The sequence below is a fragment of the Variovorax nivicola genome, assembly GCF_051216475.1.
Classification (GTDB): domain Bacteria; phylum Pseudomonadota; class Gammaproteobacteria; order Burkholderiales; family Burkholderiaceae_C; genus Variovorax.
In genome coordinates this window covers 229,450-254,565 of the sequence record NZ_JBPJZK010000005.1, presented here as the reverse complement: position 1 = coordinate 254,565, position 25,116 = coordinate 229,450, and the positions used below count along the sequence as shown (strand labels likewise).

The following is a 25,116-nucleotide window of genomic DNA, read 5'->3' as shown; positions in this document are numbered from 1 at the left end:
CCATCTGGCAACATCAAATGTGTGCGTAAGTATGCGCGCACTGGGTAGAACAAGCGCATTGCCTTGTCAGTGCCCGGTGATGGTGCTAACGTCCTCTTACAAATTCTGGGCCTGAGCCGCCCCCTATCAGCATGACAAGACATCTGTTGCCTGCGGCCAGCCCATCGGCCGCTCGCCCGCCTCTGCCATCGAACGGCTGGCGCCTTTCCATCCTTGGTGCGGCGGCAGCCGTGGCACTGGGCATCGCCAGCACCGACGCCAGCGCATTCGCGCTGGGTCAGCTGAAGGTGCAATCGGCGCTGGGCGAACCCTTGCGCGCCGAGATCGACGTGACCGAAATCGCCGCCAACGAGGCGGACGGTCTGAAGATCAACATCGCCACGGCTGAAGCCTTCAAGAACGCGGGCGTTCCGTACAACTCGGCCCTGAGCGACGTCAAGGCGACGCTGCAGCGCCGTGCTGGCGGCCAGTACGTGGTGCGCCTGAGCGGCAACCGCCCGCTGAACGACCCGTTCATCGACCTGTTGCTTGAGGCCAACGGTTCGTCAGGCCGCATCGTGCGCGACTACACCGTGCTGCTCGATCCGCCAGCCACGCGCCAGGCGGCGGCACCGGCCACGCCCATTTCTCCCCAGATCGCCACGCCGACCGAACGCGCTGCCCCGGCAGCCCGTGCGCGCCGCGAGCGCCCGCCCGTGGTAGCGGCCGCGCCTTCGGCAGCACCCTCTGCACCTGCGGCAGCCGCACCGGCGCCTGCGCCCGCTGCGGCAGCCCCCGCCCCCGTCACTGCAGCCGCTCCGGCGGTTCGCAGTGGTGGCGGCGAACAGGTCACCGTGCAGCGCGGCGACACCGCCAGCAAGATCGCCGGCGCCTACAAGCCGGCCGATGTGTCGCTGGACCAGATGCTGGTGGCGCTGCTGCTCGCCAACCCCGACGCATTCGTTGGCGGCAACGTCAACCGCATGCGCGCCGGCGCCGTGCTCGATCTGCCTGGCTCTGCAGAAGCCTCCGCCATTCCGCCGGCCGAAGCCCGCCGCACGGTCACGGCGCAAAGCCGCGACTTCGGCGCCTATCGCCAGCGCCTGGCCGACAACGCGCCAACCTCAAATGTGGCCGCCGCCAGCCGCAAGGCATCGGGCAAGCTGCAAGCCAATGTCGAAGACCGCAACGCGGCGGCCAGTGCACCCGACAAGCTCACGATCTCGCAAGGCAACGCGGCCACCCGCGCCGCCGACGAGAAGGTCGCCCAAACCCGCCAGGCGCAGGACAGCAACAACCGCGTCGCGGAACTGTCGAAGAACATCAACGAGCTGAACAAGCTCAAGACTGCAACGGGCACCGGTTCGTCGGCACCTGCCGCCGCTGCACCAGCAGCACCGTCGACGCCGGGCATCCCGGTTCCGGCCCCCAACACCAGTGCCACGACCGCTCCCCCGGTCGCAAGCCCTGCACCGGCACCTGTTGCTGCACCAGTTCCGGCTCCCGCCCCCGTTGCGGCAGCCGCGCCAGCCGCTCCCGCCGCAGCAGCACCGAGCCCCGCGCCTACGCCCGAGGCAACGGCTGCAGCCCCTGCTGCTGCACCGGCTCCGACGGCCGAGGCCGCAGCCGCTGCGCCGGCTGCAGCTGACGCCGGCGCCGCTCCCGCAACGGCGGCGGCGAGCGCCGCAGTGGCCGCTGCCGCACCGAAACCTGCCGTGAAGAAACCGGCACCTCCGCCCCCGCCGGAGCCCACCTTCCTCGAAGAGCTGCTGGACAACCCGCTGATGCTGGCCGGCGCGGCGCTGATCGCGCTGCTGATCGGCTTCCTGCTGTACCGCGTGCTGGGCCGCCGGCGCGAGGAAATGAGCGAAAGCGTGTTCCTCGAAAGCCGCATCCCGAAGGATTCGTTCTTCGGCGCCAGCGGCGGCGAATCGGTCGACACCAAGCATCGCGGCGACTCCACCGTCTCGTCGCTGTCGTACTCGCCGAGCCAGCTCGACGCGGGCGATGTCGACCCCGTGGCCGAAGCCGACGTGTACCTGGCCTACGGCCGCGACCTGCAGGCCGAGGAAATCCTGCGTGAAGCGCTGCGCCTGAACCCGGACCGCACCGCCATCCACCTGAAGCTGCTCGAAATCCACGCCAAGCGCCGCGACGTGCGCGCCTACGAAGGCCTGGCCACCGAAGTGCACAAGCTGACCGGCGGTCTCGGCTCCGACTGGACCCGCGTGGTCGACATGGGCAAGGATCTCGATCCGGGCAACCCGCTGTACGAATCGGGCGCACCCCGCAGTGGCAGTGGTGGCGGCGCCAGCGCTGCCGAGACGGCCGCCTTTGCGGGCGCCCTCGCCTCGGCTGCCAAGCCGGCAGCAGTTCCGCCTCCCGCCGCACCGCCGGTGGCCGCTGCACCGCCCGCCTTCGTGCCCTCGGTGGCACCGCTGGACTTCGACCTCGACCTGACCACGCCGCCGGCACCCGCCCCTGCGCCGGTCCAGCACGCACCGGTCGGCGCCAGCCTGCCGAAGTCGGTCTACGCACCCGCTCCGACGACCGCGCGCCCTGCGCCGCCCCTGTCGAACGGCCACGCCGCAACGCCTGTCGATCTCGAAAATGATTTCGACACAGCCCCCGGCGCGCTGACGGCCGACACGCTGCCCAGCTCGCTGAGCGATGCGGAACACAACACCCGCCCCGCCGCGCTGCGCAATGCGCTGCCGGCCGATTCGGGCTTCATCGAGTTCGACATGAGCGCACTGGCAGGCCTGCCGGCTGCCCGCTCGGCCGAAACCGCAAGGCCTGCGGCTACCGCGCCCGACGATGAAGGCGACGACAGCCCGCACGCCGTCAAGCTGTCGCTCGCTCGCGAACTGCAAGCCATCGGCGACGTCGAAGGCGCCCGCTCGCTGGTCGAGGAAGTCGAAGCCGAAAGCGCTGGCGACCTCAAGTCGCAAGCCCGTCAACTGCTCGCAGAACTGCGCTGAGCGGTTGCTCCTGTCGTTCTTCCTGAATTCGTGAGGCTGGCGCTCGGTATCCGGTACAACGGCCAAGCGTACGAGGGCTGGCAAAGCCAGCGCTCGGGCCGCACGGTGCAGGACAAGCTCGAAGCGGCCCTCACGAAGTTCGCCGCGCAGCCATCCGGCACGATAGGCACGCTGTGCGCCGGTCGCACCGACGCTGGCGTGCACGCCCTGATGCAGGTGGTGCACTTCGACACCACCGTCGAGCGCGAACCCTTCTCCTGGATGCGCGGCACCAACCGCTTCCTGCCCGACGACATCGCGGTGCAGTGGGCGCATCCGGTGCCCGACGAATTCCATTGCCGCGCCAGCGCCCTGGCGCGCCGCTATCTCTACGTGCTTTCTCAATCGCCGGTGCGGCCCAGCCTCGATTCGGGCCGGGTCGGCTGGTCGATGCATGCGCTAGACGGCGATGCGATGCGCGCTGCTGCGGCGCTGCTGATCGGACAGCACGATTTCAGCTCGTTCCGCGCCTCGGCCTGCCAGGCTCGTTCGCCGGTCAAGGACCTGCGGCGCATCGAGATCACGCGCGTGGGCGACGGCGAGCGCTGCCGCTGGCATTTCGAATTCGAGGCCGACGCGTTCCTGCACCACATGATCCGCAACCTGATGGGTTGCCTGGTGCGCATCGGCCGCGGCGACGAGCGGCCCGCGTGGATTTCTGAAGTGCTCGAGGCGCGCAGCCGCAAGGTGGCGGCACCCACCTTCTCCGCGGACGGCCTGTACTTCCTGGGCCCGTTGTACGACGCCAAGTGGGGTCTGCCGGCGGAAGCCACGCTGCAGGCCGGCGGGGCTCCGTATGATGGCCCGCCATGACCGCGCTTTCCGTTCCCCGCACACGCATCAAGATCTGTGGCCTGACACGTGAGGCCGACGTGGATGCGGCAATCGAAGCCGGTGCCGATGCCATCGGCTTCGTGCTCTACGCGAAGAGCCCCCGCGCCGTGACGCCCGAGCGCGCCGCCGAACTGGCCTCGCGCCTGCCCCCGTTCATCACGCCGGTGCTGCTGTTCGTGAACGAGGATGCTCCGAAAGTCATAGCAGCACTCACACATATGAAGGGCGCCATCGCCCAATTCCACGGCGAGGAAACGCCCGAACAGTGCGAAGAAGCCAGCGGCCCGGGCCGCTTTCGCTACATGCGCGCCGCCCGAATCCCGCTGGGGGCTGCCGGGGCCGGCTTCGACCTCGTAAAATACGCGTCCGATTACTCCCACGCCCAGGCCATCCTGCTCGACGCCCATGTCGAAGGTTATGGCGGTGGCGGCAAGGCATTCGATTGGTCACTTCTTCCACCCGCCGTCGACGCTCACCTCGTCTTGAGTGGTGGGCTCACACCTGCAAACGTGAGCGATGGCATTCGCATCCTGCGGACGCGCTGCAAGACGCTGTCCGTTGATGTGAGCTCGGGCGTCGAAATCGACGGCCCCGGGAACAAGGGCCTCAAGGACGCCGGAAAGATCCGGCAATTCGTCGCAGCCGTCAGGGCTGCCGACGCGTCCTTCTCCAGTTAGCCGCCGCAGCCGATCGTTGTCGGGCTGCGGCTCACCGATCGAGAACCATGCAAAGCCAATTCCAGGACTACCAGCAACCCGACGCCACCGGCCACTTCGGCAACTACGGCGGCACCTTCGCGAGCGAAACGCTCACCCACGCGATCAACGAACTGCGCGACGCGTACGCTAGGTTCAAGGACGATCCGGCGTTTCTTGCCGAATTTCACTACGAGCTGAAGCACTTCGTCGGCCGCCCTTCGCCGATCTACCACGCCGCGCGCACCAGCCGTGAAATGGGCGGCGCACAGATCTACCTGAAGCGCGAAGACCTGAATCACACCGGCGCGCACAAGATCAACAACGTGATCGGCCAGGCGATGCTCGCGCGCCGCATGGGCAAGCCCCGCGTCATTGCCGAAACCGGCGCCGGCCAGCACGGCGTGGCCACCGCCACCATCTGCGCGCGCTACGGCCTCGAATGCGTGGTCTACATGGGCAGCCAGGACGTGAAGCGCCAGAGCCCCAACGTCTACCGCATGAACCTGCTTGGCGCGACCGTGGTGCCCGTTGAATCGGGCAGCAAGACACTGAAGGACGCGCTCAACGAGGCGATGCGCGACTGGGTCACCAACGTGGAAAACACCTTCTACATCATCGGCACCGTCGCCGGTCCGCACCCTTACCCGACCATGGTGCGCGACTTCCAGAGCGTGATCGGCACCGAGTGCATCGAGCAGATGCCCGTCATGCTCGCGGCCGATGGCATCACCGGCGAGGCCGAAGGCAAGCAGCCCGACGTGGTGGTCGCCTGCGTGGGCGGCGGCAGCAACGCCATGGGCATCTTCCACCCCTACATCCCGTTCGCGGGCACGCGCCTGATCGGAGTGGAAGCGGCTGGCGAAGGGCTCGACAGCGGCAAGCACTCGGCCTCCATCCTGCGCGGCAGCCCCGGCGTGCTGCACGGCAATCGCACCTACCTGCTGCAGAACGAGGACGGCCAGATCACCGAGACCCACAGCATCAGCGCGGGCCTCGACTACCCCGGCGTGGGCCCCGAGCACGCGTACCTGGCCGACATTGGCCGCGCCGAATACGTGGGCATCACCGACACCGAGGCGCTCGAAGCCTTCCACTACCTGTGCCGAACGGAGGGCATCATCCCCGCGCTCGAATCCAGCCATGCCTTGGCCCATGCAATGAAGCTCGCCAAGACCATGCGCCCCGACCAGTCGATCCTGGTGAACCTCTCGGGCCGCGGCGACAAGGACATCGGCACCGTCGCCGACCTGTCGGGCGTCGACTTCTACGACCGGCCCTCGATGCGCGGTCTGAGCGTGAAAGGAGGCAAGTGATGAGCCGCATTGCAGCCACCTTCGACGCGCTGAAGAAAGACGGCCGACGCGCGCTGATTCCGTACGTGACCGCCGGCTTCCCCTTCGCCGACATCACGCCCGAGTTGATGCACGGCATGGTCGAGGCCGGCGCCGACGTGATCGAGCTGGGCGTGCCCTTCTCCGATCCGATGGCCGACGGACCCGTGATCCAGAAGGCCGGCGAAGCCGCGCTGGCATTGGGCATCGGCATGAAGCAGGTGCTCGCCATCGTGGCCGCCTTTCGCCAGAAGGACACGACCACGCCCGTGGTGCTGATGGGCTATGCGAACCCGGTCGAGCGCTACGACCTCGTGCACGGCAAAAAGGCTTTCATCCGCGATGCGGTCGCCGCCGGCGTCGATGGCCTCCTGGTGGTCGACTACCCGCCCGAGGAATGCGAAGACTTCGCCGCCGAGCTGAAAGCCGCCGGCATCGACCTGATCTTCCTGCTGGCCCCCACCAGCACCGACGAACGCATGGCGCAGGTCGCGCGCATTGCCAGCGGCTACGTCTACTACGTGTCGCTCAAGGGCGTGACGGGCGCCGGCCACCTCGACACCGAGGCGGTCGGCCAGATGGTCCCGCGCATCCGCCAGCACGTGAGCATCCCGGTCGGCGTGGGCTTCGGCATCCGCGACGCGCGCACCGCGCAGGCGGTCGGTTCGGCCGCCGATGCGGTCGTGATCGGCACAAAGATCATTCAACTCATCGAAGACCAGCCGCGCGACAAGGTCGTGCCGGTGGTGCGCGAATTCCTGGCGGGCATCCGCGAGGCGCTCGACGCCCTGCCGGCGGCTACCCCCAAGAACGCGGCTGGCCGATAATCGCTGCTGCCCTCACCCAGCCCCTCTTCCGCATTGCGGGAGAGGGGAGTTAATTCGGAGTCCTATGAGCTGGCTTGAAAAACTGCTACCCGCCAAGATCGCACAAACCGACCCATCCGAGCGCCGCCAGGTGCCCGAAGGCCTGTGGATCAAGTGCCCCGCCTGCGAGACCGTCCTCTACAAGACCGATCTCGAACACAACCAGAACGTCTGCCCGAGCTGCAGCCACCATCACCGCATCGGCGCCCGCGCGCGGCTCGACGCATTCCTCGACGCCGAGGGCCGCTATGAAGTCGGCCAGGAAGTGCTGCCGGTCGACGCGCTGAAGTTCAAGGACAGCCGTAAGTACCCCGAGCGCCTGAAGGAAGCCCTGGAAAACACCGGCGAAACCGATGCGCTGGTCGTCATGGGTGGCTCGGTGCACAGCATCAGCGTGGTCGTGGCCTGCTTCGAGTTCGAATTCATGGGCGGCTCCATGGGCAGCGTGGTCGGCGAGCGCTTCGTGCGCGGCGTCGAGACCGCCATTGAGCAGAAGGTGCCCTTCATCTGCTTCACCGCCACCGGCGGCGCGCGCATGCAGGAAGGCCTGCTCTCGCTGATGCAGATGGCCAAGACCAATGCCGCGCTCACGCGCCTGGCGAAGAAGGGCCTGCCCTACATCAGCGTGCTGACCGATCCGACCATGGGTGGCGTGTCGGCAGGCTTCGCCTTCGTGGGCGACGTGGTGATCGCCGAGCCCAAGGCGCTGATCGGCTTTGCCGGCCCGCGCGTGATCGAATCGACCGTGCGCGTGACGCTGCCCGAAGGCTTCCAGCGTGCCGAGTTCCTGCAGACCAAGGGCGCCATCGACTTCATCAGCGACCGCCGCGAACTGCGCAAGACCATCGCCAGCACGCTGGCCATGCTGCTGCGCCAGCCGGCCGACGCAGTCAGCTGAGCGAAACGGGGCAAAAGCAAAAGGGCCCGGGTGCGATGCATCCGGGCCCTTTTTTCTTGCCGCTTCAGAAAGTCAGTTGGTAAGCAAACACCAGCAGGTTGCCCAGCACGATCGCGATCACCTGCAGCACCACGATGGCTGCGAGCGGCGACAGATCGACCCCGCCAATCAGCGGGATGAAGCGGCGAAACGGCCGCACCAGCGGTTCGGCCAGGCGCGAGATCAGGTCGAGCAGCATCGGCGAAGCGTTTGGAATCCACGACAGCACCGCATAGACCACCAGCAGTGCGGTCAGGCCGGATACCGCCAACTGCATCAGCCCGACCAGCGACACCAGCGGCAAGGTCGCGATGCGCCCAAGGTTGCCGACCAGCAGCCAGAGCAGCAGGAACTTCAGCATCACCAGCAGCCAGGCCGCGATCAGGCTCGCCAGGTCCCAGCGCTTCACCGCGGGCACGATGCGCCGCAGCGGCAGCACGATCCAGTCGGTAATGGCGAACACGAAGCGCCCGAGCGGATTGCCGAACGGCACGCGGTGGTATTGCATGTAGAGCCGCAGCAGGCAGGCGCCGCCGAGGAGGCCGACGATCACGTCGAGAAGGAACGAGGGAATCTGATAGAGCATGGGACGCGGCCGTGAGGGGAATGCGATGATAGCCACGCAAGGCTCTTCGATGACGACACAACCCTTTTTGCATTCACTGCCATTGTTCCCGCTCGGTACGGTCCTGTTTCCGGGAGGTCTTCTTCCACTGCGCATCTTCGAGGTTCGTTATCTCGACATGATCGGCAAGTGCCGCAAGGCCGACGCACCCTTCGGTGTGGTGAGCCTCACCAGCGGCAGCGAAGTGCGCAAGGCCGGTGCGGATGCGGAGAGCTTCGCCGCCATCGGCACGCTGGCCATGATCCGCGAGTTCGAATCGCCGCAGAGCGGCCTGCTGCAGATCGAATGCGTGGGCACACAACGCTTTCGGGTTCGCAGCAATGAGCTGCAGAAGCATGGCCTGTGGGTCGCCGAGGTTGAGGCCGTGAACGACGACGTCGCGCTCGAAATTCCCGACGACCTGCGCCATACCGCCACCGCGCTGCAGCGTTTGATCGACACGCTGAAAGAACGCCGGCGTGCGCAAGGCGAAGCGGTGCGGCTACCCATCGGCGCGCCCTACCAGCTCAACGATTGCGGCTGGGTGGCCAACCGCTGGTGCGAGCTGGTGCCAATGCAACTCGAACTGCGCCAGCGCCTGATGGAGCTCGACAGCCCATTGATGCGGCTGGAGCTGGTCAGCGATCTGCTCGCACGCACGGGCATCACTGAATAGATCGCTACTTTTTTTGTAGCGCATTGCGCAGGATTGACGGGCGCTGGGCACAGGTTTTATTCAAACCCGATGGGCTAAAATGCCAGCCCCGCGCACGCTCCCGGATGCGCGCCACCCGCCTCCCATGTCCGATCAAAAGACCCCCTCGCCTCCTCCGCCCCCCGTCGACGAAAACCAGCTCATCGCAGAACGCCGCGAAAAGCTCAAGCTGCTGCGCACGGCACAGGCCGAGGGCAAAGGCGTTGCGTTCCCCAACGACTTCAAGCCGAGCCATCGTGCAGCGGCACTCGCCGAAGCGCATGACGCCACCGAGGCCGAAGCCCTCGAGGCGCAAGCCGTTGCAGTGAGCGTGGCCGGCCGGATGATGCTCAAGCGCGTGATGGGCAAGGCCAGCTTCGCCACCCTGCAAGATGCCACCAGCCGCATCCAGCTCTACGTGACGCGCGACGCGGTCGGCGAAGACATCTACGCCGACTTCAAGCGCTGGGACCTGGGCGACATCGTTGCCGCCGAAGGCACGCTGATGAAGACCAAGACCGGCGAGCTGTCGGTCAAGGTAACCAGGCTGCGCCTGCTCACCAAGAGCCTGCGCCCGCTGCCCGACAAGTTCCACGGCATGGCCGACCAGGAACAGAAGTACCGCCAGCGCTACGTCGACCTGATCACCGACGAATCGGCGCGCGTGCGCTTCACCGCGCGCAGCAAGGCCGTGAGCGCCCTGCGCGAGTTCATGGTGGCCAACGACTTCCTCGAAGTCGAGACGCCCATGCTGCACCCGATTCCGGGCGGCGCGAACGCCAAGCCCTTCAAGACGCACCACAACGCGCTCGACCAGGAGATGTTCCTGCGCATCGCGCCCGAGCTGTATCTCAAGCGCCTGATCGTCGGCGGCTTCGAGCGCGTGTTCGAAATCAACCGGAGCTACCGCAACGAGGGCATCTCGGTGCGGCACAACCCCGAGTTCACGATGATGGAGTTCTACGCGGCCTACTGGAACTATCGCGACCTGATGGACTTCACCGAGACGCTGATCCGCACCATCGCCGACAAGGCCGTGGGCACGCAGCAACTCACCTACCAGGGCAAGCCAGTCGATCTGACCCAGCCCTTCGAGCGCCTGACGATCCGTGAAGCGATCCTGAAGTACACCGACGCCGAGGGCGTGGCTCAGGGCGTCGACGACAGCGCCTGGCTCATCAACGCCCTGCGCAAGATCGGCCTCAGCGAAGAAAAAGACAAGCTCTCGCAGCGCAGCCTCGCCAGCCTGCAGGTGATGTACTTCGAGGAGACCGTGGAAGAGAAGCTCTGGCAGCCGACCTTCATCATGGAGCACCCGACCGAGATCTCGCCGCTGGCGCGCGCCAACGACGAGCGCCCCGAGGTCACCGAGCGCTTCGAGCTGTACATCACCGGCCGCGAGTTCGGCAACGGCTTCAGCGAGCTGAACGACGCCGAAGACCAGGCCGCGCGCTTCAACGCACAGGTGGCCGCCAAAGACAGCGGCGACGACGAAGCCATGTACTACGACCACGACTTCGTGCGTGCGCTCGAATACGGCATGCCGCCTACCGGCGGCTGTGGCATCGGCATCGACCGGCTGATGATGCTGCTGACCGATTCGCCGAGCATCCGCGACGTGATCCTGTTCCCGGCGCTGCGCAGGGAGTCTTGAGCGTGTTGTCACCGTCGTCGCTGCCGACGATCGGCATCGACTTCGGCACCTCCAATTCCGCCGTGGCCTGCCGGGTCGACGGCGAGGCCCGCCTGCTGCCCATCGAAGGCGCGGCCACCACCCTGCCCACCGCGATCTTCTTCAATGCCGAAGACCGCACGACCCACTTCGGCCGGGACGCGATCGGCCAGTACCTCTCGGGCACCGAAGGCCGCCTGATGCGCTCGCTGAAGAGCCTGCTCGGCAGCGCGCTGATGCAGGAGAAGACCGCCATCTACGACGGCCTCGTGAGCTTCGAGGACATCATCGCGCGCTTTCTGCGCGAGTTGGCCGTGCGCGCCAGCCGCGAGCTCGGCCGGATGCCCGAGCGCGTGGTGATCGGGCGGCCCGTGCATTTCGTGGACGACGATGCCAAGCGCGACGAGCGTGCCGAGGAAAGCCTGCGCCACGCGGCGCGCGCGGCGGGGTTCCGCGAGATTGCCTTCCAGCTCGAACCGATCGCGGCCGCGTTCGACTACGAGCAGCGCATCGTCAAAGAGTCGATCGTGCTCATCGTCGACATCGGCGGCGGCACTTCGGACTTCACCGTTGTGCGCGTCGGCCCCGAGCGTGCCGCGCGCGAGGACCGCAGCGACGACGTACTGGCCACCAGCGGCGTGCACATCGGCGGTACCGACTTCGACCAGCGCCTGAACCTCGAGCGCGTGATGCCGCAGTTCGGCTTTCGCCACCACGGCCCGCAGGGGCGCGAGGTGCCGAGCAAGGTGTTCTTCGAACTCTCGTCCTGGCACCTGATCAACTGGCTCTACGCGGCCAAGGCAGTGCGCCAGGCGAAGGATCTGCGCACGAGCTACAGCGACACGCGGCTGCACGACCGGCTGATGACCGTGCTCGAAGAACGGCACGGGCACCGCATCGCGAGCGCGGTGGAAGCGGCCAAGATCGATGCCTCGGTGACCGATGCAGCGACGGCAATCGACCTCTCCTGCGCAGAGCACGGACTGATGGCCTCGCTCACGCCGGCCGACATGGCACAGCAGCTGGCCGGACCGCTCGAAAACGTGATTGCGTGCGCACACGCCTGCGTCAAGCGCGCGGGCCTGCGCAGCGGCGACCTCGATGCGATCTACCTCACCGGCGGCTCTTCTGCGCTGCGGCCGTTCCAGCACGCCCTGCGCAAGAGCTTCGCGGGCGTGAACCTGGTCGAGGGCGACCTGTTCGGTGGCGTGGCCACAGGGCTGGCCTGCGCGGCGCGCACGGAGCGCCGTCGCGCATGAAATACCTGGCGGGCTATCCGGCGCCCCTGCTGGACCAGGTCCGCCAGCTGATCGCCGAGGACAAGCTCGCCGCGCTGCTCGGCAAGCGCTACCCTGACGGGGTGCACAACGTGCAGACCGACCGCGCGCTTTATGAGTACGTGAACGAGCTCAAGAGCGAGTTCATGCGCAAGGCAGAACCGCTCTCAAAGGTGATGTTCGACAACAAGCTGCACGTGATCCGCAACGCGCTGGGCACGCACACCACGGTGTCGCGCGTGCAGGGCGGCAAGCTCAAGGCCAAGCGGGAGATCCGCGTGGCAAGCCTGTTCAAGGGCGTGCCGCTGGCCTGGTTGCGGATGATCGTCGTGCACGAACTTGCCCACATGAAGGAGCGGGAGCACGACAAGGCTTTTTATGCGTTGTGCATGCACATGGAGCCGGACTACCAGCAGCTCGAATTCGACCTGCGGCTGTATCTGACGCATCTGGACATGAACGGCCATCGGCTCTGGGACGCCAGCGCCCGGCCCTGATCAGTCGGACGCGAAGAACGCGGACAACTCGCGCGCCAGCACCTCAACCTCTTCCTGGGACATGGTCTCGATGGCATGCGACGCACGCAGGTTCTCGGTGCCATGAAGGCTCTCGATCAATTCATTGCGCGAGCCCGAATCATGGTGCAAGTGAAAAAGGGGCACGTGCATCGAGTGCCAGCGCAGACCCAACCGCCCTGCCCTGCGCAGCAGTTCGTCGTCCTCGCCGCCCCATCCTTCCAGGCGTGCGTTGTACCCGCCGACACGGATGTACTCGCTGCGCTTGAACAGCACGATGCCCCCATTGGCATTCGAGTACAGCACGCCGGCATCTGGAGGCAGTTGCTCCACGTTGATCGATGCGAATCGGGCGTAGTCGGGCAACTGCATGAAATCGCGCTTGAGTTCACCCGTCACGTTGATGACGCTCCAGTAGGGGCATAGCACCTCGCTGCTGTCCCGGTCCAGCAGCACATCGACACAGCCACGCAGCGTTGAAGGCTGGGCAATGGAATCGGCGTCGTGGAAGCAGATCACAGGGCTGCGGGCCAGTCGGACGCCTGTGTTGTAGAGCATCGACTTGGGAAACGGCCCATCGTGATGGATGAAGACATGCCGGATCTTCGGATCGCGCAGCCGCTGCCAGTCGAAGCGCGGCGTCGTCGCCGCCTCCATCAACCACAGCCGGTAGTCGGTATAGGTAAAGGCCAGATGCGCCAGCACGGCATAGAGGTTCTCGCGCCGCTCTTCGGTCGCCTCCCTGTACGAAACGATGATGTCTATATCGCGAAGGGAGATCTTGTCGGTTGCCGTCATGAAACAACGTCCGTCAGAAAGGGCGGTAGAGCACAACATTGTGCTCGTCGGTCGGTTCCTTGTAGCGCGTGTCGCGAATCGTCAGGTTGACGGGCTCTTTCCGGTCACTGGAATGTTCATTGAAAATTCCGGCGCCGTTTACCGCGCTCACCACCTCCGCCAAACCGGGCCCGGCCCAGTTGTCGTGCCCTCTGAGTAAATAGAAGTGCATCACGCCGCATTGCTGGTGCGCCCAGTAGTCGTGCCAGCCGAACGAATCGGGACGCCACAGCGAGTTGTGGCCTTCGAAGAAGATGGGACGGCTCATCGGCATGCATTCCGGCGTGGAAACGATGAGATAGCGGGAGCGGTAGTTGAGAAATTCCAGCAGGTCGCGGCCTTGCGAGTGGAGCATGTGCTCGATGACATCGCCCAGGATCACCACGTCGTAGAGATCGCCGCTGCGCTCATAGAGTTTGTCGGCCGTGATCGGAAGAATCTGGTGATAGCCGACCTCGCGCAGTTGAGGGAATGCCACTTCGTCGCACTCCAGCGCGGTCAGCTCGCATTCGGGCACGATGTTCTTGAGCAAGGCTCCATATTTGCCGCCCCCGGCACCAATGTCCAGGATGCGCTTGGGATTGATCGTCTTGATGACGTGCTGCGTCAAGCTGTCGAAAGTTCGCCAGGATTCGCCGATATGCGCCATGAGAAATGCCCCCCGAAACTGCCTGATTCAGAACATTTGACTCTATAGGACGGCGCGGCCGACTTATCTAGCGTATTTGCCAGCTTGTGCACAAATGCGCCAATTCCGGATCGGCTGAGCAGCCTTCAAACGTCCGTCAACCGCCTCGCATCGCGGTATCCGCGTGAAGCGACGAGCGTCGGCCAATCGGGTGCGGCGGCCTGCGGCAACAGCGCCTGGCGGCGCGCTTCGCTGCTCGCGTCCGGCTGCCATCGGCCCGCAAGCGCAGCAGCCTCGAAGCCTTCGAGGAAGTCGTCGAGCAGGCGCCCCTCCCCGATGCTCTGGTTGCACAGCAGCGCCATGTCGCAGCCAGCTTCGAGCGCAGCCAGCGCCGCATCGGTATAGCTGAGCAGCCGACCATCGATGTAGCGGCCCGCCTCCATGCTCAGGTCGTCGCTGAACACTGCACCGTCGAAGGCAAAGCGTTGCCTCAGGATCGCCTTGAGCCATTTCGACGAGAAACCCGCCGGCCGCTTGTCGACCTTCGGATAGATCACGTGCGCCGGCATCACCGCGCCGAGCGTGCCCGACAGCCAGTCGTAGGGCCGCGCATCGTCGTCCAGGATGGCCTTGAGGCTGCGCTTGTCCACCGGGATCTCGACGTGCGAATCGGCCTGCACGAAGCCATGCCCCGGAAAATGCTTGCCGCAGTTGCGCATGCCCATCTGCAGCATGCCGTGCATCACGCTCTTGGCCAGCAGCGCCACCACTCGCGGATCGCGATGAAAGCTGCGGCTGCCGATGACGCTGCTGCCGCCGTAGTCCAGGTCGAGCACCGGCGCAAAGCTGAAATCGACGCCACAGGCGCGCAGCTCGCCCGCCAGCACCTGTCCGACCGCCGTCGCAGCCTGGGTGGCGCGCATGGCGTCGCGCATCCACAGCTCACCGAGTGCGCGCATCGACGGCAAGTGGGTGAAGCCGTCGGTGCGAAAGCGCTGCACGCGGCCGCCCTCGTGGTCGACGCAGATCAGCAAGTCGGGGCGGATCGACTTGATCTCGGCATTGAGCGCGGTCATCTGCGCGCGGTCCTGCCAGTTGCGGGCGAAATGGATCACGCCACCGACCAGCGGATTGGCGAGGCGGCGGCGGTCGGCGTCGTTGAGCTCGGTAGCCGCCACATCGATGATCAGCGGCGCATGGGGGCGAGCGGCGGGCCCGGCAGTCATAGCTTCTCCACCACCACGAAGCTCGCGGCGTATTCGGTTTCGTCAGTCACGGTCACGTGGGCTGTGAGGCCCTGTGCTTCGAACCAGTCCTTCAGGCCACCATGCAGCACGATGACGGGCTTGCCGCTGCGCAGGTTCGCGATTTCGCACAAGCGCCAGCTCATGGGCATGCGCATGCCCAGGCCGATGGCCTTGCTGAAGGCCTCCTTGGCCGAGAAGCGCGTGGCGAGGTAGCTGAGGCCGCGCTTGGGCCAACGTTCGCTGCGGGCTTTCCAGACCGCAAATTCGGCGTCGCTAAGCACCTTGCGGGCAAAGCGTTCGCCCTGGCGCTCGAAGGTCGCGGCGATGCGACGCAGGTCGCAGATGTCGGTGCCAATGCCGTAGATCATGCGGCGCCGGCGCTCATTGCGCCTCGTTGATGCAGCGCAGGTAGTCGCGCGTGGCGGCTGTGTAGCCGAGCTCCAGCGCGTCGGCCACGAAGGCATGGCCGATAGAAACCTCTTGCACGCCGGGCACTGCCCGCAGAAAAGCCGTCAGGTTGTCGCGGCTCAGGTCGTGGCCGGCGTTGATGCCCAGGCCCGCAGCATGGGCCGCGCGCGCCGTGTCGGCATAGCGCTGGAGCACGGCCTGCTCGTCGGGCGTTCCACGCGATGCGGCATAGCCTTCGGTGTAGAGCTCGACGCGGTCGGCGCCCACGGCCTTGACCGCAGCCATCATTTCGGGAATCGGGTCCATGAAGAGGCTGACGCGCACGCCCAGCGCCTTGGCTTCTGCGATCAGGGGGCGCAGGCGCTCGGCGTCGTCAGGGAAGGTCCAGCCGTGGTCGCTGGTCGACTGAGTTTCGCTGTCGGGCACGAAAGTGGCCTGGTGCGGCTTCAGCGTGCGCACGAAATCCATCAGGTTCTGGAAGGGGTTGCCTTCGATGTTGAACTCGATGGCAGGCCAGTCCTTGGCGAGCAGCGCCGAGAGGTCGCTCACGTCGTGTGCGCGAATGTGGCGGGCATCGGGCCGCGGATGCACGGTGATGCCCTGCGCACCGGCCGCCAGGCAGGCCTGCGCGGCTTTCACCACGCTCGGAATGCCCAGGTGGCGCGTGTTGCGGACCAGGGCGACCTTGTTGAGGTTGACGGACAGCGAGGTGGCGGTGCCGGTGGTGCCTGAAGTGCTCATAGTGCTTGCAGATCTCTCATCATTTGCCGCGTGCGCAGCGTGGACACGCCGCAATGGTAGTTGAGCAAGGCGCGCAACTGGTTTCGCAGGGCGCTGTTGCTGCCTGCGTTCATGGTGGCAATTTCACGCAACGTGGCGGTAAAAGGGGCGCGGTCGTCGAGAACCGCCTGCAGAGCCTGCCAGTCGGCGCCGGTCAGTGCGGCCTCGTCGTCGGCGGCCTGGCGCAGGCCGGCTTCCGGTACGAGGCTGTAGCGCTGCTCGGCGGCAAGCGGCTCCAGTGTGAGGGTCTGCGCGTCGAGCGACGGCAGCAGGCCGACTTCGCGCAGCAGCAGCAACTCAAAAGCACGCAGCGCGGCAGCCTGGGTCGCGGCCTGCGCGCCGACGTGGTCGCCCGCCAGCACCTGAACGACTCCGGCGTAGGCGTCGAACAGCGCTTCATGGGCATCGTCGCGCGCCAGCAGGCGCAGCAGCAGTTCGTTGACGTAGTAGCCCGACAGCAGCGCCTCGCCGGTCGGCATCACATGGCCGCCCATCCATTCGGCGCCCTTGAGCGTGCGGATCTCGGCGTCGCCGCCGTAATTGAGCTGCAGGGGCTGCAGCGGCAGCAGCACCGGCCGGAAGTTGGAACTCGGCCGCTTCGCCCCCTTGGCCACAAGCGCGATGCGCCCGTGGTGGCGGGTGAAGACTTCGAGAATCAGGCTCGACTCGCTCCAGTCGTAGCGGTGGAGCACATAGGCCGGTTCGTGCGAAACGCGGTGGGCAGCGGCCACTTCATTCGTAGCCGAAGGAGCGCACGCGGGCTTCGTCGTCGGCCCAACCCGAGCGCACTTTCACCCACAGTTCGAGAAACACCTTGGCGTCGGCCAGCTTCTCGAGCTCGACACGGGTTTCCATGCCGATGCGCTTGATGCGCTCGCCCTTGTCACCGATCACCATGGCCTTGTGGCCGTCGCGTTCGACCACGATGGTGGCGGCGATACGCAACAGGCGCTTCTGGCCTTTTTTCTGAGGCGGCTCTTCCTCAAACTTGTCGATGATGACGGTTGAGGTATAGGGCAGCTCGTCGCCGGTGAGGCGGAACAGCTTCTCGCGCACCAGTTCGCCGGCAAGGAATTTCTCGCTACGGTCGGTCAGCTCGTCCTCGTCGTAGAACCAGGGCTGCTCGGGCAGGTACTTCTCGCAGATGCCGAACAGGCGCTCGACGTCCTTGGCGTTTTTCGCCGACATGGGCACAAACTCGGCGAAGCTGTGTTTCTCCTGCATGGTCTTCAGCCAGGGCGCGATGTCGCCGCGGCGGTGCACGTTGTCGAGCTTGTTGGCCAGCAGCACGGTCGGGATGCCCTTGCCGAGCAGCTTGAGCACGCGCTCGTCGGCCGGCGTGAAGCTGCCGGCCTCGACCACGAAAAGAATCAGGTCCACATCGCCGACCGCGCCCTGCACGGTCTTGTTGAGCGACTTGTTCAGCGCGTTGGCGTGCAGGGTCTGGAAGCCCGGCGTGTCGACGAACACGAACTGCGTGGCGCCCAGCGTGCGCATGCCGGTGATGCGGTGGCGCGTGGTCTGCGCCTTGCGCGAGGTGATGCTGATCTTCTGGCCGACCAGTGCATTGAGCAGCGTCGACTTGCCCACATTGGGCTTGCCGACGATGGCGATGAGGCCGCAGTGTTGAGGTCCGACAGCACCCGCCGCGCCTTCTGCGTCTTCGGGTTCCGCTACGGGATTGATAGCATCGTTCATAGTGATTTCACGCGGCGCCGCGTGCCTTGAGCCGGATCAACATGGCGGCCGCGGCCGCCTGCTCGCCGGCGCGGCGCGAGCCGCCGATGCCGCGTTCGCGAAGCCCCAACTCGGACACCTCGCACTCGACATCAAAAGTCTGCTTGTGCGCTGCGCCCAGTGTGGCGGCCACGCGATACACCGGCAGCTTCATTTTGTGACCCTGCAGCCATTCCTGCAATTCGGTCTTCGGGTCCTTGGCCGCAGCTTCCATGCGCGGATTGATTTCGACCGCCTCGTAGAGCCGGTGCACCAGCGACTGGGCGGCCGCAAAGCCGGCATCGAGATAGACGGCGCCGATCAACGCTTCGAGCGCATCGGCCAGGATCGACGGCCGGTTGGGCCCACCCGAGCGCGCCTCGCCTTCGCCGAGACGCAGCAGCGGCGACAGCGCCAGCCCCACCGCCAGGCGGTGCAGGGTGTCCTGCTTGACCAGGTTGGCCCGCACGCGCGACAGGTCGCCTTCGGGCAGGGCCGACAGGCGCATGTAGAGCAGGTGCGAGACCGCCAGGTTCAGCACCGAGTCGCCAAGAAACTCGAGGCGCTCGTTGTGGTCGGCCGAGAAGCTGCGGTGCGTGAGCGCGAGCTGGAGCAGCCGCGGATCGGAGAAGGTGTGCTGGAGGCGCGCCTGCAGCGCGGCGAGGCTGCCCTCCACCTTTTTGGGCGCCGTGTTCAGCGGGATTCGCCCTTGTACTTGAGCGTCAGGTAAGCCGGGCCGAACAAGGGAATCTCGCGCTCGTACGAATACGACACGACCACCTTGTCGCCGACCTTCTTGATGTCGAGATCCTTGCCGCTGACCGACTTGAAGTCGTCGATGGCCTGGGCGCGATCGAAGATGGCGCGCACTTCAGGCACGGTTGCGCCTTCCTTGGCCTTGTTGGCAGCCTTGTCGATGGCCTGCCATTCGATCAGCGTCGGAATGACCTGCGCGACGACCACGCCCAGGCACCCGAGCACGACCGCGACGAACACCAAGCCGATGAACGAAATGCCGCGTTGTTGCGCAGCCCTGCTGCGAACGAACCGATGTGTTCTCATGCCCTCATACCCCTCGAACTGAACTATTCAGATGAATGCTTATTGAAACGGACCGATGCGACCCAGATCGCCGAAGTTCATCCAGACGAAGAACGCCCTGCCCACGATGTTCTTGTCCGGCACGAAGCCCCAGAAACGCGAGTCCGCCGAATTATCGCGGTTGTCGCCCATCATGAAATAGTTGCCGGCCGGCACCTTGCAGACTACGCCCTCGACCGAGTAGCGGCAGTTTTCGATGCCCGGGAAGTTGAAACCACTGGCACCGGGAATGTAGGACGGTGTGGTTTCGTCGTTGAGGATCTTGTGTTGCTTGCTGCCGAGGTTCTCGGTGTACTGCTTGAGCAGACGCATCGATTCGCCGTCGAGGTAGTCGGCATCCGCCTCCTTGGAGACCGGCTGGCCGTTGACGGTGAGCTTCTTGTTCAGGTAGGCCACCTCGTCACCCGGGACGCCGACGACGCGCTTGATGTAGTCCATGCTCGGCTTGGGCGGGTAGCGGAACACCACCACGTCGCCACGCGCCAGTGGCGTGCCGTCGGTGATCTTGGTGTTGATCACGGGCAGGCGCAGGCCGTAGGTGAACTTGTTGACCAGGATCAGGTCGCCGGTCAGCAGCGTGGGCATCATCGAGCCCGACGGAATCTTGAAGGGCTCGTAGAGGAACGAGCGCAGCAGGAACACCACCAGGATCACGGGGAACAGGCCGGCGGTCCAGTCGAGCCACCAGGGCTGCATCAGCAAACGTTCGCTCGCCTTTGCGTCGGCCGTGTCGACCTGCTTGATGCCCTGCTCGGCCAGGCGCGCATTGCGCTCGGCCAGCGAGGCTTCAAGCTTGGCGGCGGCCTGTTCGCGCCGGGGCAGGAAATAGAAGCGCTCGGCCAGCCAGTAGAGGCCGGTGACCACCGTCGCCAGGAACAGCAGCAAGGCAAAGTTGCCTTCGATCGCGTTGAAATACCAGGCGCCGACATAGGCAGCGAAGGCCGCGAGGACCAGGGTGGTGATGAATGCCATTTTTTTGATCAGTCTTCGACTTGCAGAATGGCGAGGAAGGCCTCTTGCGGGACCTCGACGGAGCCGATCTGCTTCATTCTTTTCTTGCCCGCCTTCTGCTTCTCGAGCAGCTTCTTCTTGCGGGTGATGTCGCCGCCATAGCACTTGGCCAGCACGTTCTTGCGAAGCGCCTTGATTGTCTCACGCGCAATGATGGTGACGCCGATGGCCGCCTGGATCGCCACGTCGTACATCTGGCGCGAAATGATCTCACGCATCTTCGACACCACGGCCCGGCCACGGTACTGCGACTGGCTGCGGTGCACGATGATCGACAGCGCGTCGACCTTGTCGCCGTTCAGCAGGATGTCGACCTTCACCACGTCGGACGCGCGGTACTCCTTGAACTCGTAGTCCATCGAGGCGTAGCCGCGGCTCACCGATTTCAGCTTGTCGAAGAAGTCGAGAACGATCTCGCCGAGCGGCATCTCGTAGGTCAGCATGACCTGGCGGCCGTGGTAGGCCATGTTCATCTGCACGCCACGCTTCTGGTTCGCCAGCGTCATGACGGAGCCGACGTATTCCTGCGGCATGTAGAGATGGACGGTGACGATCGGTTCGCGGATCTCCGCCATCCTGCCGACGTCGGGCATCTTGGACGGGTTCTCGACCATGATCACTTCGCCGTCGTTCTTGACCACCTGGTAGACCACGCTCGGCGCGGTCGTGATCAGGTCCTGGTCGAACTCGCGCTCCAGGCGCTCCTGCACGATTTCCATGTGCAGCAGGCCGAGGAAGCCGCAGCGGAAGCCGAAGCCAAGCGCCTGGCTCACCTCAGGCTCGTAGCGCAGCGAGGAATCGTTGAGCTTGAGCTTTTCGAGTGCGTCGCGCAGCGAGTCGTACTCGCTCGCCTCGGTGGGGTACAAGCCCGCGAACACCTGCGGCTGGATTTCCTTGAAGCCGGGCAGCGCCTCGGTCGCCGTTGCCGCGGCGCCACCGGTGCCGGCCTTGATCAGCGTGACTGTGTCGCCGACCTTTGCAGCCTGCAGTTCCTTGATGCCCGCGATGATGTAGCCCACCTCGCCCGCTTCGAGCGAGTTGCGGGGTTCGTTGGCGGGCGTGAAGACGCCGACGCTGTCGGCGTTGTACATCGCACCCGACGCCATCATCTTGATGCGATCGCCCTTGGCGAGCCGGCCGTCGACCACGCGCACCAGCATGACGACGCCGACGTAGGCGTCGAACCAGCTGTCGACGATCATCGCGCGCAGCGGGCCGTCGGGGTTGCCGCGCGGCGCGGGCATCCTGGCAACGATGGCTTCGAGAATGTCGTCGATGCCCACACCGGTCTTTGCCGAGCACGGGATCGCATTGGTCGCGTCGATGCCGATCACGTCTTCGATTTCGGTGCGCGCGTTGTCGAGGTCCGCGTTGGGCAGATCGATCTTGTTGAGCACAGGCACCACTTCGACTCCGAGGTCGAGCGCCGTGTAGCAGTTGGCCACCGTCTGTGCTTCGACACCTTGCGATGCATCGACGACAAGCAGCGCGCCTTCGCATGCCGACAGCGAGCGGCTCACTTCATACGAGAAGTCGACGTGACCCGGCGTGTCGATCAGATTGAGGTTGTAGACCTGTCCATCGAGTGCCTTGTAGTGCAGCGCAGCGGTCTGCGCCTTGATGGTTATCCCACGCTCTTTTTCGATGTCCATCGAGTCGAGCACCTGCGCTTCCATCTCTCGGTCTGCGAGGCCGCCGCAACGCTGGATCAAACGGTCTGCGAGCGTCGACTTGCCATGGTCGATGTGCGCAATGATCGAAAAATTTCTGATGTGATTCATCAACGGGAACGCTTAAGTACTTGAATTGGCTCGTGCGCAGAGTGCGACAGGCAAGAAAAAAGGGCGCGTCTTCTGGAGACGCGCCCTGAACCAACAAGCAATGGCAACTGCAGTAGTTGGAACTTCATTGTAGGCAAAAAGGGAAGCACGTACATCCGGGAACGGGGTCCAAAGGGGTCGTTGCAGGTCCACAACATCAAAGATATGAACAGGTTATCAACAGGATCGGTGGAGCAGTGACTGAACAACTTGTGGGCGATCTGTGGAGCACCGGTGGACTGCTGTCTGACATCTCGCATGGTGAAGGTCAGGGCACTCCTTATGCGCCGACCGACCGCCGAGAGTGCCCTATTCTACCGAAATCCGTCCTTAGCCTCTTTAAAAGTTAGTGAGCACAAACAAAAATCGGCATTTCCGAGCCCTCAGATTTTTTTAGGGGCCAGCGCCTGAACGTCGTAAACACCTCAAAAAAATGGCCCCAAACCCGACTACCGGGTGGGGCCACTTGACGCCAGCGCCAGATCAGCGTGCGGGACGAATCAGGGCGTACTGCGCCCAATCGCCACGGCGGAACAGCACGCTGAGCGCCTTGCTCTTGTCGGCCTTGCCGATGGCGGACTCGAATTCGCGCGCATTCGACACCTCGACATTGCCCACCGACAGGATGATGTCGCCTTCGCGCAGGCCTGCACGGGCTGCGGCGTCATTGGCGGCATCGACCTTCACGCCGCCCTTCAGCTTGAGCTCTTTCTTCTGCGCGTCGGTGAGATCGCTCACAGCCAGACCGAGCGATTTGGCGGCGGCAGATGCCGGCGGCTTCGCTGCCGGTTCGTCACGGTCGCTCGCGCGCTTGCCAGGCTTGTCGGGCTCGACCTCGGCAATGGTCACGCTGAGGTCGCGCGAAGCGCCACGGCGGAACACGGTGAGCGTGCTCTTGGTGCCCGGCTTGGTGTTGCCTACCAGGCGCGGCAGGTCGCTCGGCTTCTCGATGGGCTTGCCGTCGAACTTGGTGATGACGTCGCCCGGCTCGACACCGGCCTTCTCGCCCGGCGAGCCGGCTTCGACGCCGCGCACCAGCGCACCCTGCGCCTTGCCCAGGCCGATGGCCTCGGCCACGTCCTTCGTGACCTGGTCGATCTGCACGCCGATGCGGCCCCGCGAGACACGGCCCGAGGTGCGCAGCTGATCGCTCACGCGGATCGCCTCGTCGATCGGGATCGAGAACGAGATGCCCATGAAGCCGCCCGAGCGCGAGTAGATCTGGCTGTTGATGCCGACCACTTCGCCGCGCATGTTGATCAGCGGGCCGCCCGAGTTGCCGGGATTGATGGCCACGTCGGTCTGGATGAACGGCAGGTACTCGCCGGTGTCACGCTGCTTGGCGCTCACGATACCGGCAGTGACGGTGTTCTCGAGACCGAAGGGCGAGCCGATGGCCATTACCCATTCGCCGACGCGCAGCTTGGAGATGTCGCCAACCTTCACCGCAGGCAGGCCGGTGGCCTCGATCTTGACGACCGCGACGTCGGTGCGCTTGTCGGCGCCGACGATCTTGGCCTTGAACTCGCGCTTGTCGGGCAGCGTGACCAGCACTTCGGAGGCGTCTTCGACCACGTGCGCATTGGTCATCACGTAGCCGTCGGCCGTCAGGATGAAGCCGGATCCGACGCCGCGCGGACGCTCCTCTTCTTGCGGCGGCTGCGGTCGATTGGGACGCGGGCCCTGGCGCGGTTGGCCTGGCAGAGGCTGGCCGAAGAAACGGCGGAAGAACTCCTGCATCTCCTCGTCCATCTCACCGTTGCCGCCTCGTTGGGCGACCTTCTCGACGGTGCGAATGTTGACGACGGAGGGGCCGACCTGATCAACCAGGTCGGTGAAATCGGGCAGCGTGCGCGTTTGCGCATGGACCGGCTCGACCGGAAGGAATGTGGCGCTTGCAGTCAGTGCGAGCACGCAAGCCAGCAGACCGGAACGAAACTTGTGTCCCTCGACTTTGAAGATCATCGGTTTTCTTTCAAAAGAACAGAGCGGCTGAAAACAAGTGCTATGAGTTTGCGCTGCGTGCTTGGTTCAGCGCAATTGGCGCTTATTCGACCTGTCAGCGCGTGCGCGCGAGGCTTTGAGCGAATGCATTGAGCGTTTGCTGCGGCACCTCGCCGACTGCGGTCAGCCACCAGTCGCTGGCCGGCTCGGGCAGACGCCGGCGGATGGCGTTGGTGGCGCCGATGGTCAGCACGCCGTCGCGGGGCGCGCGCGCCGCGTCGTAGCGCTCGATGAAAAGCGACACCGAGGCCAGGCCATCGGAGAAGGTCCACTGGACCGTGGCCGCGTCCTGCTTCGACTTGCCGCTGTCGTCGCCCGCTGTCGGGCGGCGGAAGAAGCTTCGGGGCTTAAATCCGGCCACGGGCGTGCGCAGCGTCCAGCCTTCGTCCTGCGCGTTGCTGCGCTCGAGCTCCAGCTTCTCGATGCGGTAGCCCGAGGTGTTGGACATCATCTGCGAGAGCGCCTGCGCCTTCACCGGCGCGTCGAGTTGCAGTTCGGAGAACGCCGATTGCTCCACCACGCGGGAGTCGCTGTCGATGGTCTGCAGCTTCACCACCAGGCCCGAACGGCGTTCGCTCCAGATGCGATAGCCGAAACGCAGCGCGTCATGCGGCACCAGCTGCACCACGTCGGCGTCGAAGCCGGCAACGCGGTCCTTGCCGATCGCACGCACATCGTAGAAATCGCCGATCGACGAATCGGGTTTGTCCGGCAGGTTCGGGAAGAGATCGAGGTTCTCGCGCTTCTCGACCTTCACCACCTTCGCCTCCGGCAGGAAGGTCATGACATTGCGGTTGCGCCGGAAAGTCGAGCGCGGCGGCCCCGAGAGAGCTTCGATGCGTTCGATCTGATGCTCGCCGTCGCGCACATGCCAGATGCGTGCGCTCGACAGGTCGCCGCCTGGCGCCGACACCACGAAAGTGCCCACGTAATTGCGCTGCCGGGCGCCCGCATGCATGCGCTGCAGCCACTCGGTCACGCTCATGGCCGGTGGTTCGTCCGTCTGCGCAGTCGCCGCGCTCTTTGTATTCGCAGCGCCCGAGCGGGTCTGCGCGGTGGCAGTCTGCGCAAGGCAAAAAGCGGCAAACACAAGCACGAAGGCGCGTGCGGAGATCGGCATCGGAACGGTCATTACGG

At 65.3% G+C, this 25,116-nt stretch carries 24 protein-coding genes; 10 read left to right on the top strand and 14 right to left on the bottom strand.

Going from position 1 to position 25,116, the window contains the following annotated elements; translation table 11 throughout:
• Window positions 1-131 precede the first annotated feature (131 nt).
• The 6 genes from ACSFBF_RS21460 to accD all read left to right on the top strand — a co-directional run bounded on the left by ACSFBF_RS21460 (window position 132) and on the right by accD (window position 7,626).
• Window positions 132-2,960, top strand: coding sequence for a FimV/HubP family polar landmark protein (locus ACSFBF_RS21460; RefSeq protein ID WP_435470482.1), 2,829 nt, complete (start codon window positions 132-134; stop codon window positions 2,958-2,960).
• A gap of 30 nt (window positions 2,961-2,990) precedes the next feature.
• Complete coding sequence (truA, locus tag ACSFBF_RS21455; RefSeq protein ID WP_435470480.1) at window positions 2,991-3,812, top strand: tRNA pseudouridine(38-40) synthase TruA; 822 nt, start codon at window positions 2,991-2,993, stop codon at window positions 3,810-3,812.
• Entirely contained in the window at window positions 3,809-4,510 is a 702-nt protein-coding gene (locus ACSFBF_RS21450) for a phosphoribosylanthranilate isomerase (RefSeq protein WP_435470478.1), read from the top strand. The genes truA and ACSFBF_RS21450 overlap by 4 nt, the downstream gene beginning before the upstream one ends.
• 47 nt (window positions 4,511-4,557) lie before the next feature.
• The gene (gene trpB / locus ACSFBF_RS21445) at window positions 4,558-5,844 is read left to right on the top strand and encodes a tryptophan synthase subunit beta (protein WP_435470476.1); all 1,287 of its coding nucleotides are present in this window, start codon (window positions 4,558-4,560) and stop codon (window positions 5,842-5,844) included.
• The gene (gene trpA, locus ACSFBF_RS21440) at window positions 5,844-6,689 is read left to right on the top strand and encodes a tryptophan synthase subunit alpha (RefSeq protein WP_435470474.1); all 846 of its coding nucleotides are present in this window, start codon (window positions 5,844-5,846) and stop codon (window positions 6,687-6,689) included. Before trpB ends, trpA begins: the two co-directional genes overlap by 1 nt.
• A 64-nt stretch (window positions 6,690-6,753) precedes the next feature.
• Window positions 6,754-7,626, top strand: coding sequence for an acetyl-CoA carboxylase, carboxyltransferase subunit beta (accD, locus tag ACSFBF_RS21435; protein ID WP_012746558.1), 873 nt, complete (start codon window positions 6,754-6,756; stop codon window positions 7,624-7,626).
• 64 nt (window positions 7,627-7,690) lie between these two features.
• Here the strand turns inward: accD and ACSFBF_RS21430 are convergent, their stop codons facing one another.
• Window positions 7,691-8,251: a YggT family protein gene (locus ACSFBF_RS21430; protein WP_258350692.1), complete on the bottom strand. Its 561-nt coding sequence runs from the start codon at window positions 8,249-8,251 to the stop codon at window positions 7,691-7,693.
• 49 nt (window positions 8,252-8,300) lie between these two features.
• Here ACSFBF_RS21430 and ACSFBF_RS21425 point away from each other — a divergent pair, with 49 nt between their 5' ends.
• The 4 genes from ACSFBF_RS21425 (at window position 8,301) to ACSFBF_RS21410 (ending at window position 12,409) form a co-directional block, all read left to right on the top strand.
• Window positions 8,301-8,945 carry an LON peptidase substrate-binding domain-containing protein gene (locus tag ACSFBF_RS21425; RefSeq protein WP_435470471.1) on the top strand — a complete coding sequence of 215 codons (645 nt, stop codon included), beginning with the start codon at window positions 8,301-8,303 and terminating at the stop codon, window positions 8,943-8,945.
• Window positions 8,946-9,069: 124 nt separating this feature from the next.
• Complete coding sequence (gene lysS / locus ACSFBF_RS21420) at window positions 9,070-10,617, top strand: lysine--tRNA ligase (RefSeq protein WP_435470469.1); 1,548 nt, start codon at window positions 9,070-9,072, stop codon at window positions 10,615-10,617.
• Window positions 10,614-11,894: an Hsp70 family protein gene (locus ACSFBF_RS21415; RefSeq protein ID WP_435470467.1), complete on the top strand. Its 1,281-nt coding sequence runs from the start codon at window positions 10,614-10,616 to the stop codon at window positions 11,892-11,894. Before lysS ends, ACSFBF_RS21415 begins: the two co-directional genes overlap by 4 nt.
• Window positions 11,891-12,409, top strand: coding sequence for a YgjP-like metallopeptidase domain-containing protein (locus ACSFBF_RS21410; RefSeq protein ID WP_435470465.1), 519 nt, complete (start codon window positions 11,891-11,893; stop codon window positions 12,407-12,409). Before ACSFBF_RS21415 ends, ACSFBF_RS21410 begins: the two co-directional genes overlap by 4 nt.
• Here the strand turns inward: ACSFBF_RS21410 and ACSFBF_RS21405 are convergent, their stop codons facing one another.
• From ACSFBF_RS21405 to ACSFBF_RS21345, 13 genes are all read right to left on the bottom strand, one after another.
• A complete protein-coding gene (locus ACSFBF_RS21405) occupies window positions 12,410-13,225 on the bottom strand; it encodes a galactosyltransferase-related protein (RefSeq protein ID WP_435470464.1) in 816 nt (271 codons plus the stop codon).
• Window positions 13,226-13,238: 13 nt separating this feature from the next.
• Window positions 13,239-13,913 carry a class I SAM-dependent methyltransferase gene (locus ACSFBF_RS21400; RefSeq protein WP_435470462.1) on the bottom strand — a complete coding sequence of 225 codons (675 nt, stop codon included), beginning with the start codon at window positions 13,911-13,913 and terminating at the stop codon, window positions 13,239-13,241.
• 125 nt (window positions 13,914-14,038) lie between these two features.
• Window positions 14,039-15,118 (bottom strand): beta-N-acetylhexosaminidase, encoded by a 1,080-nt coding sequence (nagZ, locus tag ACSFBF_RS21395; RefSeq protein ID WP_435470460.1) that lies wholly within the window; start codon window positions 15,116-15,118, stop codon window positions 14,039-14,041.
• A complete protein-coding gene (gene acpS / locus ACSFBF_RS21390) occupies window positions 15,115-15,507 on the bottom strand; it encodes a holo-ACP synthase (protein ID WP_093049461.1) in 393 nt (130 codons plus the stop codon). Before acpS ends, nagZ begins: the two co-directional genes overlap by 4 nt.
• A 13-nt stretch (window positions 15,508-15,520) precedes the next feature.
• The gene (locus ACSFBF_RS21385; protein ID WP_435470458.1) at window positions 15,521-16,288 is read right to left on the bottom strand and encodes a pyridoxine 5'-phosphate synthase; all 768 of its coding nucleotides are present in this window, start codon (window positions 16,286-16,288) and stop codon (window positions 15,521-15,523) included.
• On the bottom strand, window positions 16,285-17,058 hold the full coding sequence (recO, locus tag ACSFBF_RS21380) for a DNA repair protein RecO (RefSeq protein ID WP_435470456.1): 774 nt from the start codon (window positions 17,056-17,058) through the stop codon (window positions 16,285-16,287). The genes ACSFBF_RS21385 and recO overlap by 4 nt, the downstream gene beginning before the upstream one ends.
• 1 nt (window position 17,059) lies before the next feature.
• Window positions 17,060-18,025, bottom strand: a complete 966-nt coding sequence (era, locus tag ACSFBF_RS21375) for a GTPase Era (RefSeq protein WP_435470454.1) — start codon at window positions 18,023-18,025, stop codon at window positions 17,060-17,062.
• 7 nt (window positions 18,026-18,032) lie between these two features.
• Window positions 18,033-18,719: a ribonuclease III gene (gene rnc, locus ACSFBF_RS21370; RefSeq protein ID WP_435470452.1), complete on the bottom strand. Its 687-nt coding sequence runs from the start codon at window positions 18,717-18,719 to the stop codon at window positions 18,033-18,035.
• A 17-nt stretch (window positions 18,720-18,736) separates the two neighbouring features.
• Complete coding sequence (locus tag ACSFBF_RS21365) at window positions 18,737-19,105, bottom strand: DUF4845 domain-containing protein (RefSeq protein WP_258350703.1); 369 nt, start codon at window positions 19,103-19,105, stop codon at window positions 18,737-18,739.
• A gap of 39 nt (window positions 19,106-19,144) precedes the next feature.
• Window positions 19,145-20,116, bottom strand: coding sequence for a signal peptidase I (gene lepB, locus ACSFBF_RS21360; protein WP_435470450.1), 972 nt, complete (start codon window positions 20,114-20,116; stop codon window positions 19,145-19,147).
• Window positions 20,117-20,124: 8 nt separating this feature from the next.
• Complete coding sequence (gene lepA, locus ACSFBF_RS21355) at window positions 20,125-21,936, bottom strand: translation elongation factor 4 (RefSeq protein ID WP_435470448.1); 1,812 nt, start codon at window positions 21,934-21,936, stop codon at window positions 20,125-20,127.
• Window positions 21,937-22,458: 522 nt separating this feature from the next.
• Complete coding sequence (locus ACSFBF_RS21350) at window positions 22,459-23,940, bottom strand: DegQ family serine endoprotease (RefSeq protein WP_435470446.1); 1,482 nt, start codon at window positions 23,938-23,940, stop codon at window positions 22,459-22,461.
• 94 nt (window positions 23,941-24,034) lie between these two features.
• Window positions 24,035-25,111, bottom strand: a complete 1,077-nt coding sequence (locus tag ACSFBF_RS21345) for a MucB/RseB C-terminal domain-containing protein (protein WP_435470444.1) — start codon at window positions 25,109-25,111, stop codon at window positions 24,035-24,037.
• Window positions 25,112-25,116: the final 5 nt, after the last annotated feature.